The organism is Streptomyces oceani (genome assembly GCF_001751245.1).
GTDB classification, from domain to species: domain Bacteria; phylum Actinomycetota; class Actinomycetes; order Streptomycetales; family Streptomycetaceae; genus Streptomyces; species Streptomyces oceani.
Genome location: NZ_LJGU01000119.1, coordinates 89,161 through 98,063, shown reverse-complemented (window position 1 = coordinate 98,063; position 8,903 = coordinate 89,161). Strand labels below are relative to the sequence as shown.

At 70.8% G+C, this 8,903-nt stretch carries 8 protein-coding genes; 1 reads left to right on the top strand and 7 read right to left on the bottom strand.

Annotated elements, in window-relative coordinates; all coding sequences use genetic code 11:
* Window positions 1-60: 60 nt before the first annotated feature.
* The 3 genes from AN216_RS11535 to AN216_RS30170 all read right to left on the bottom strand — a co-directional run bounded on the left by AN216_RS11535 (window position 61) and on the right by AN216_RS30170 (window position 2,914).
* Entirely contained in the window at window positions 61-429 is a 369-nt protein-coding gene (locus AN216_RS11535; protein WP_070196564.1) for a holo-ACP synthase, read from the bottom strand.
* 85 nt (window positions 430-514) lie between these two features.
* A complete protein-coding gene (gene glmS, locus AN216_RS11530; protein ID WP_070196563.1) occupies window positions 515-2,362 on the bottom strand; it encodes a glutamine--fructose-6-phosphate transaminase (isomerizing) in 1,848 nt (615 codons plus the stop codon).
* Between the two features lie 216 nt (window positions 2,363-2,578).
* A complete protein-coding gene (locus AN216_RS30170) occupies window positions 2,579-2,914 on the bottom strand; it encodes a hypothetical protein (protein WP_244502424.1) in 336 nt (111 codons plus the stop codon).
* A gap of 137 nt (window positions 2,915-3,051) precedes the next feature.
* Here AN216_RS30170 and coaA point away from each other — a divergent pair, with 137 nt between their 5' ends.
* Complete coding sequence (gene coaA / locus AN216_RS11520; protein ID WP_079166489.1) at window positions 3,052-4,065, top strand: type I pantothenate kinase; 1,014 nt, start codon at window positions 3,052-3,054, stop codon at window positions 4,063-4,065.
* Window positions 4,066-4,190: 125 nt separating this feature from the next.
* Here coaA and glmM read toward each other — a convergent pair whose 3' ends face one another.
* From glmM to AN216_RS11500, 4 genes are all read right to left on the bottom strand, one after another.
* Window positions 4,191-5,552, bottom strand: a complete 1,362-nt coding sequence (glmM, locus tag AN216_RS11515) for a phosphoglucosamine mutase (protein WP_070196562.1) — start codon at window positions 5,550-5,552, stop codon at window positions 4,191-4,193.
* 170 nt (window positions 5,553-5,722) lie between these two features.
* Entirely contained in the window at window positions 5,723-6,241 is a 519-nt protein-coding gene (gene rpsI, locus AN216_RS11510; protein ID WP_070196561.1) for a 30S ribosomal protein S9, read from the bottom strand.
* 42 nt (window positions 6,242-6,283) lie between these two features.
* Entirely contained in the window at window positions 6,284-6,727 is a 444-nt protein-coding gene (gene rplM, locus AN216_RS11505; RefSeq protein ID WP_070196560.1) for a 50S ribosomal protein L13, read from the bottom strand.
* A 323-nt stretch (window positions 6,728-7,050) separates the two neighbouring features.
* Window positions 7,051-8,703: an ABC-F family ATP-binding cassette domain-containing protein gene (locus AN216_RS11500; protein ID WP_070196559.1), complete on the bottom strand. Its 1,653-nt coding sequence runs from the start codon at window positions 8,701-8,703 to the stop codon at window positions 7,051-7,053.
* Window positions 8,704-8,903 lie beyond the last annotated feature (200 nt).

The window sequence follows — 8,903 nt, the reverse complement described above, 5'->3', positions numbered from 1 at the left end:
GCCCGTTGAGTGCACCCGCCCGCACACCCCGCATCCCGCATGTTCCGTATGTCCCGCTGGTCAGCGCTCCGCGATGACCACCGCCGAGGCGACCCCGGCGTCGTGGCTCAGCGAGACGTGCCAGGTGGTGACGCCGAGCGTCGTGGCCCGTTCCGCGACGGTGCCGCGCACCACCAGCCGTGGCCGGCCGGAGTCCTCGGACACCACCTCGGCATCCGTCCAGCGCAGCCCACGCGGCGCGCCCAGGGCCTTGGCCAGCGCCTCCTTCGCGGCGAACCGGGCGGCGAGGGACGCCGCACCGCGCCGCTCCCCACCCGGCAGCCACAGCTCGGCCGGGACGAAGAGCCGGTCGGCCAGCCGTGGCGTACGCCCCAGTGCCTCTGCGAACCGGTCGACCTCGGCGACGTCGATCCCCACCCCGACGATCACCGCGCCGCCTCACCCACACCGGCGCCGGCGCCCGCCGCGAAACCGAACCCGGCATTGGTACCGGCACGGCCCGTACGCCTCCGGCTCACTCCACCGTCACCGACTTGGCGAGGTTCCGTGGCTGGTCGACCTCGTTGCCGCGTGCCGTGGCCAGTTCGCAGGCGAAGACCTGCAGCGGCACGGTGGCCACCACCGGCTGCAACAGGGTCGGGGTGGCCGGGATCTCGATGAGGTGATCCGCGTACGGGCGGACCGTCGCGTCACCCTCCTCGGCGATCACGATCGTACGGGCGCCACGGGCGCGGATCTCCTGGATGTTGGAGACGATCTTGTCGTGCAGCACCGACCGGCCACGCGGCGCCGGGACGACCACCACCACCGGCACGTCCTGCTCGATCAGGGCGATGGGGCCGTGCTTCAGCTCGCCCGCCGCGAAACCCTCGGCGTGCATGTACGCCAGCTCCTTGAGCTTCAGCGCGCCCTCCAGCGCGACCGGGTAGCCCACGTGCCGGCCCAGGAACAGCACCGTGTTCTTGTCCGCCAGCCCACGGGCCAGCTCACGTACCGGCTCCATGGTCGCCAGCACCTGTTCCACCTGCGTACCGATCTCGGACAGCTCCCGGATCACGGCACCGACCTCGTCGCCCCACTTGGTGCCGCGTACCTGCCCCAGATACAACGCCACCAGGTAACAGGCCACCAACTGCGTGAGGAACGCCTTCGTCGAGGCGACCGCGGTCTCCGGCCCCGCGTGCGTGTACAGCACGGCGTCCGACTCGCGGGGGATCGTCGAACCATTGGTGTTGCAGATCGCCAGCACCTTCGCGCCCTGCTCGCGCGCGTGCCGCAGTGCCATCAGGGTGTCCATGGTCTCGCCGGACTGGCTGACGGCGATCACCAGCGTGCGGTTGTCCAGGATCGGGTCGCGATAGCGGAACTCGCTGGCCAGCTCCGTCTCACAGGGCGTACGCGTCCAGTGCTCGATGGCGTACTTCGCGATCATGCCGGCGTGATAGGCCGTACCGCAGGCGACTATCACCACCTTGTCGACCTCCCGCAGCTCCGAGTCCGGGATGCGCACCTCGTCCAGGGTGAGCGAGCCGGCCGCGTCGATCCGGCCCAGCAGGGTGTCCGCGACCGCGCGTGGCTGCTCGGCGATCTCCTTGAGCATGAAGTAGTCGTAGCCGCTCTTCTCGGCGGCCGAGGCGTCCCAGTCGACGTGGTACGTCCGCACCTCGGCCGGCGCTCCGGCGAAGTCCGTGACCCGCGCGCCGCCCGTACGCAGCTCCACCACCTGGTCCTGGCCCAGCTCGATGGCCTCTCTGGTGTGCGCGATGAACGCGGCGACGTCGGAGGCCAGGAAGTGTTCGCCGTCCCCGACCCCGACCACCAGCGGCGAGTTGCGTCGGGCGCCGACCACTACGTCCGGATCGTCCACGGCGACGGCGACCAGAGTGAAGGCGCCGGCCAGCCGGCGGCACACCTGGCGCATCGCCTCGGCCAGGTCACCGGTGGCGGAGAAGCACTCGGCGAGCAGGTGGGCGACGACCTCGGTGTCGGTCTCCGAGGTCAGCTCGTGTCCCCGGTCGGCGAGTTCGGCGCGTAGCTCGGCGTAGTTCTCGATGATGCCGTTGTGGACGACCGCGACCCGGCCGGAGTTGTCCAGGTGCGGGTGGGCGTTCTGGTCGGTGGGCGCGCCGTGCGTGGCCCAGCGGGTGTGCCCGATACCGGTCTGGCCGCTTGGCAGCGGGTGTTCGGCCAGCTCCTTCTCCAGGTTGGCGAGCTTGCCCGCCTTCCGACTCGCGGCCATCCCACCGTCCGCGAGCACCGCCACTCCAGCGGAGTCGTAGCCCCGGTACTCCAGTCTCCGGAGGCCGGCCATGACGACATCGAGGGCGTTGCGCCCTCCCACGTAACCGACGATTCCGCACATACGAAACCCCTTCATGGCGGCTGACCTGCGGCGTCAGACGCTACTACACGCGGGGTCAGTTGCCGCAGAGCCAGCGCTGGCCCGGAGCAGCCGCGTCCATCCGGCCTCTTCCGTACGGGCGGCCACCCGGAGGAGTGCGGGCGGTGCGAGCCGTACGGGCCGTGTGTGCTGGTGAGCCCCGTGAGCCGAGCGTACGGGAGCGCGCGGGGGCGCGACTCAGCGCTCCCGGTCGAAGCGCTCCATCGCCTCCCGGAGCAGCTCGAGGTACTCCGCCTCCTCACAGCGCGGCTTGCTGCCCTCGACGTACTGTTCCAGCGTCTCGCCCAGGTCGTCGGCCAGGTCCTCGTCCGGCAGTTCGGCGCTGACCTCGTCGTGTGCCCGACCCGGCCACCCCGCCCCCGTACGACCCACGCCCCGACCGGTGCCGACGGCCGGGCCCGTACGGGCTCGCGTACGCGAGGCGAGGCCGCGCGCCAGCGCCGAACGCCGGGCGGACAGACCACGCCCCGGCCTGCGGTGCCGCAGTCGGGCACCGGATATCCACGAGATCATGTCGTCCCCTGAGGCTTGTGCGCATCATGTGAAAAGCCTGTTTAGTAGCGGCCGAGCACCTTCACAACCCCCAGCTGTCCTTCCGGTTACGCACCCCGACGAACGTACGTCCGAGCCAGTCGCCGCAGAATGGAGCCGTGACAGTCAACGCAGCGGGGAAGCGGACCACCGGTACGGGAAGGAACGCGCGGACGGCGCGTACGGCCAAGCCGTACGTCGACCTGTCCCGCGCCGAGTGGAGCGCGCTGCGGGAGCGCACTCCACTGCCGCTCACGGCGACCGAGGTGGAGCGGCTGCGCGGGCTCGGCGACGTGATCACCCTGGAGGAGGTGCGCGAGGTGTACCTCCCGCTGTCCAGGCTGCTGAACCTCTACGTCGGCGCGACGCACGGCCTGCGCAGCGCGTTGAACACCTTCCTGGGAGATGCCGGTGAGGGAGACGGGCCGCAGCAGGGCACACCGTTCGTCATAGGCGTCGCGGGAAGCGTGGCGGTCGGCAAGTCCACCGTGGCCCGGTTGCTAAGGGCGCTGCTCGCGCGCTGGCCGGAGCACCCAAGGGTGGAGCTGGTCACCACGGACGGCTTCCTGTATCCGAACGCGGAGCTGCGCCGCCGGGGGCTCATGTCCCGTAAGGGCTTCCCGGAGTCGTACGACCGCCGGGCGCTCACCCGGTTCGTCGCGGCCATCAAGTCCGGCGCCGACGAGGTGTCCGCGCCGGTGTACTCGCACCTGATCTACGACATCGTGCCCGGGGAGCGGCTGGTGGTGCACCAGCCCGACATCCTGATCGTGGAGGGGCTGAACGTCCTGCAACCCGCGCTCCCGGGCACGGACGGACGCGGGCGGCTGGCGCTGTCGGACTACTTCGACTTCTCGGTGTACGTCGACGCGCGTACGGATGACATCCGCGACTGGTACCTGGACCGCTTCCGGCAGCTGCGCGCGACCGCCTTCCAGGACCCGGCCTCGTACTTCCGCAAGTACACCGAGGTCAGCGAGGAGCAGGCGATGGAGTACGCGCGCAACACCTGGCGCACCATCAACCAGCCCAACCTGCGCCAGAACATCGCGCCGACCCGGGGCCGCGCGACGCTGCAACTGCACAAGGGGCCGGAGCACCGGGTGGAGCGGCTGTCCCTGCGGAAGCTCTGACGCTTCCGGCCGGGGCCGCCCGCCCGTTCGGGTCCCAGGTCAGCACGCCCGACCGCAGCCGGCCGGCCCACTCCTGCTCCCGGCCCGCGCCCGGACGCCCGGGACGGACGACCCGCCGCGCGTGGTCAGCCCAGGACCCGTTTGACCACGTCCGCCAGCCGGTCCGCCACCGAGCGCGCCAGCTCCGTCTCCGCCGCCTCCACCATCACCCGTACGAGCGGCTCCGTGCCGGAGGAACGCAGCAGCACCCGGCCGGTCTCGCCCAGTTCGCGCTCCGCGTCGGAGACTGCGGTGGCCAGCTCGGCGGAGGTGGCCACCCGGGACTTGTCCACGTCCGGCACATTGATCAGCACCTGCGGAAGCCGCTCCATCACGCCCGCGAGGTCCGCCAGGCTCCGGCCGGTCTTCGCGACCCGCGCGGCCAACAGCAGGCCGGTCAGGGTGCCGTCCCCGGTGGTGGCGTGATCCAGCGCGATGACATGGCCGGACTGCTCGCCGCCGAGCGAGTAGCCGCCGTGCTTCATCTCCTCCAGCACATAGCGGTCACCGACGGCGGTCTGCAGCAGTTCGACGCCCTCCCGCCGCATCGCGAGCTTGAAACCCAGGTTGGACATCACGGTGGCCACCACGGTGTTCTTCCGCAGCGTCCCGGCCTCCTTCATGCCGGTCGCGAGCACGGCCAGGATCTGGTCACCGTCGATCTCGTTGCCGTCAGCGTCCACCGCCAGGCAGCGGTCCGCGTCGCCGTCGTGCGCCACCCCGAGGTCCGCACCGTGCGCGACCACCGCCGCCCGCAGGCCCTCCAGATGCGTGGATCCGCAGTTGTCGTTGATGTTGAGCCCGTCCGGCTCGGTGCAGATGCTGACCACCTCCGCACCGGCCCGGGCGAACGCCTCCGGGGAGACCCGCGCCGCGGCGCCGTTCGCCCCGTCGATGACCACGGTCAGGCCGTCCAGACGGTTGGGAAGCACGCCCATCAGGTGGGCGACGTAGTTGTCGAAGCCCTCGTCGTAGTCCCGTACCCGGCCCACCCCGGCGGCGGTCGGACGGTCCCAGGGCTGCCCGGCGGCGTGCGCGTGGTACGCCTCCTCGATCTGGTCCTCCAGCTCGTCGGCGAGCTTGTGGCCGCCGCGGGCGATGAACTTGATGCCGTTGTCCGGCATCGGATTGTGACTGGCGGAGAGCATCACGCCCAGGTCCGCGCCGAGCGAGCCCGTCAGGTAGGCCACGGCCGGCGTCGGCAGCACACCGGCACGCAGGACGTCCACCCCCGCGCTGGCCAGCCCGGCGACGACGGCGGCCTCCAGGAACTCGCCCGAGGCGCGCGGGTCCCGCCCCACCACCGCCGTCGGACGGTGCCCGTCCGCGGCGGCGCCCGTCCCGGCGAGCACGTGAGCGGCGGCCACCGACAGGCCGAGGGTCAGCTCGGGTGTGAGCGTGCCGCCGGCGACACCGCGCACGCCGTCCGTACCGAAGAGTCGTGCCACTGGTCGTTCCTCCGCATCGTGCCGGGGACGGCTCATCTCGCCGCGAGAACCCAGCTTTCGTTCAACTCAACGTACAGAGCGAACGCCCCGGTGACACGGAACCGTGTCACCGGGGCGTCCACCACAAGACAGCGTGCGGCGGCGGCGCGTGCCGCCAGCCGGCGCCGGCGTCAGCGCTTGCTGTACTGCGTGCCCTTACGGGCCTTCTTCAGACCGGCCTTCTTGCGCTCCACACCACGGGAGTCCCGGGTGAGGAAGCCGGCCTTCTTGAGCGGGCCGCGGTTGTTGTCCACGTCCGCCTCGTTGAGCGCGCGGGCCACACCCAGGCGCAGCGCGCCAGCCTGGCCGGAGATGCCGCCGCCCGAGATCCGGGCGACGATGTCGTAGCGCTCGTCGAGTTCGAGCACCCGGAAGGGCTCGTTGACTTCCTGCTGGTGCACCTTGTTCGGGAAGTAACCCTCGAGCGTGCGCCCGTTGATCTTCCACTTGCCGCTGCCCGGGATGATCCGGACGCGGGCGATGGCGTTCTTACGGCGACCGGTGCCGGCGGCCGGCTGCGGGTCGCCGAACCGGGACGCCAGCGACTCGGAGGTGAACTCCTCCGGAGCCTCGGGGGTCTCGGTCGTGTACTCCTGGACGTCCTCGGCGACGGCTGCGTCGACGGGGGTCTCAGCGGTGGTCTCGGCCACGAGTTCTCCTCGGAATTCTCTACGTCTTGGGGGTGGCCGGACTTACTGCGCGACCTGGCTGATCTCATACGGCACGGGCTGCTGGGCGGAGTGCGGGTGGTGCTCACCCGAGTACACCTTCAGCTTGGAGAGCATCTGGCGGCCCAGCGTGTTCTTCGGGAGCATGCCCTTGATGGCCTTCTCGACGGCCTTCTCCGGGTTCTTCTCCAGCAGCTCGTCATAGCGGACGGACCGCAGGCCGCCCGGGTAGCCGGAGTGCCGGTACGCCATCTTCTGGGTCCGCTTGTTTCCGGACAGGTGCACCTTGTCGGCGTTGATGATGACGACGAAGTCGCCAGTGTCAACGTGCGGCGCGTACACCGGCTTGTGCTTACCCCGCAGAAGGGTGGCGGCCTGACTTGCCAGACGGCCCAGGACGACGTCCTGGGCGTCGATGACGTGCCACTGGCGCTGGACATCGCCGGGCTTGGGGCTGAACGTACGCACGGTCGTAGCCTTCGCTTCTTCGGTGAGTGGGTCTCCCCCGCGCCACGCGGGCCCGGGAGTGGGGTCCTGACAAGGCCACCTGACAGATCACGACAGCGCAGACCGCACCTCGGCGACGCAACCGAGTGCTGGTCACTGGTCATCAGCCAGTGGGCCGGTGTAAGAGCCCCTCACGTGAGAATGAGAAAGCCAATACACACAACGATCCAGGAGCTTACCGGCACGCCGAAGCGCGGTCAAAAGCGGGTGCCGCACATGCTCGGCTCGCCGCCGGTCGCTCGTACCCGATGCCGACGCTCCTCGACGCCGCACTCGCCCGCCAGCTACCGCGCGCGGGCCACCCGCCCCTCGTCCCAGACCGGCTCCGCGGTCTCCCGCACCCGCCCGTCCGCGCCGAACACCAGGAAGCGGTCGAAGGACCGGGCGAACCAGCGGTCGTGCGTCACCGCGAGCACCGTGCCCTCGTACGCCTCCAGCCCCTCTTGCAGGGCCTCCGCGCTCTCCAGGTCCAGGTTGTCGGTGGGCTCGTCCAGCAGCAGCGCCGTACTCCCCGCCAGCTCCAGCAGCATGATCTGGAAGCGGGCCTGCTGCCCGCCCGACAACTGGTCGAACGGCTGCTCCGCCTGCCGCGTCAGCTCGTACCGGCGCAGCGCGCTCACCGCCGCCCCTCGGTCCTTCGCGTGCTCCTTCCACAGGATGTCGAGCAGGGTACGACCCGCCAGCTCGGGATGGGCGTGCGTCTGCGCGAAGTGCCCGGGCACCACCCGCGCGCCAAGCTTCCAGCGTCCGGCGTGCGGCACCCGCTGCTCCTCGGGGACCGCCGGCTGGTCCTGTTCCCGCTCCGAGAGCAGCCGCAGGAAGTGCGACTTCCCGGAGCCGTTCGAGCCCAGGACGGCCACCCGCTCGCCGTAGAAGACCTCCAGGTCGAAGGGCTTCATCAGACCGGTCAGCTCCAGTCCCTGACAGGTCACCGCGCGCACCCCCGTACGCCCGCCCTTCAGCCGCATGGTGATCTCCTGCTCGCGCGGCGGCTCCTGGGGCGGCCCGGCCTCCTCGAACTTGCGCAGCCGGGTCTGCGCCGCGCGGTAGCGGGAGGCCATGTCGTCGTTGAACGCCGCCTTCTGTTTGAGCGTCCTCACCAGCTGCTTCAACCGCCCGTGCTGTTCGTCCCAGCGCCGCCGCAGTTCCTCGAAGCGGGCGAACCGCGCCCGCCGCGCCTCGTGGTACGTACCGAAGCCACCGCCGTGCACCCACACGTCGCTGCCCGCGGGGCTCGGCTCCACGCTCACGATCCGGTCCGGCGCCCGGGCCAGCAACTCCCGGTCGTGCGAGACGAACAGCACGGTCTTCCGAGTCTCCCGCAGCCGCTCCTCCAACCAGCGCTTGCCGGGGACGTCCAGGTAGTTGTCCGGCTCGTCCAACAGCAGCACCTCCTCGCCGCCGCGCAGCAGCGCCTCCAGCACGAGCCGCTTCTGTTCGCCGCCGGAGAGGGTGCGCACCCGTCGCCACTGCGCCTTCTCGTACGGCACCCCCAGCGCCTGCACCGTGCAGGTGTCCCACAGCGTCTCGGCCTCGTACCCGCGCGCCTCCGCCCAGTCCGCGAGGGCCTGCGCGTACTGCAACTGCGCGGCCTCGTCGTCCCGCGTCATGATCGCCAGCTCGGCGTCGTCCACCGCGCGCGCCGCCTTCTGGACACGCCGCGGCGCCACCGAGACCAGCAGGTCCCGTACGGTCCGCTCGTCCCGTACGGAACCGACGAACTGCCGCATCACGCCCAGCCCGCCGCTGATCGTCACACTGCCACCGACCGGCTTCAGCTCCCCGGCGAGCAGCCGCAGCAGGGTGGTCTTGCCGGCGCCGTTCGCGCCCACCAGGGCTGCGACGGTGCCCTCGCCGACGCGGAACGACACGTCGCCCAGCAGCACCCTCCCGTCCGGCAGGAAGTACTCAAGATGCGCGGCCTCGACATGTCCCATGGGACCGGATTCTCTCGGGGTCCACGGCCAGGGCCAAGCGAGTTCTGAGGACCTCGCTCCGACTGGGCGGACCCCTTCCCGCTCGGGAGGCGAAGCACCGGCGGCGCGGTTCCCTCTTCAGCCCGACGTGTGGGTCCACTTCATCCCCGTACTCGCGGTGACGGGAGATCTGATGGCAGTGCACCATACGGGACACCCCG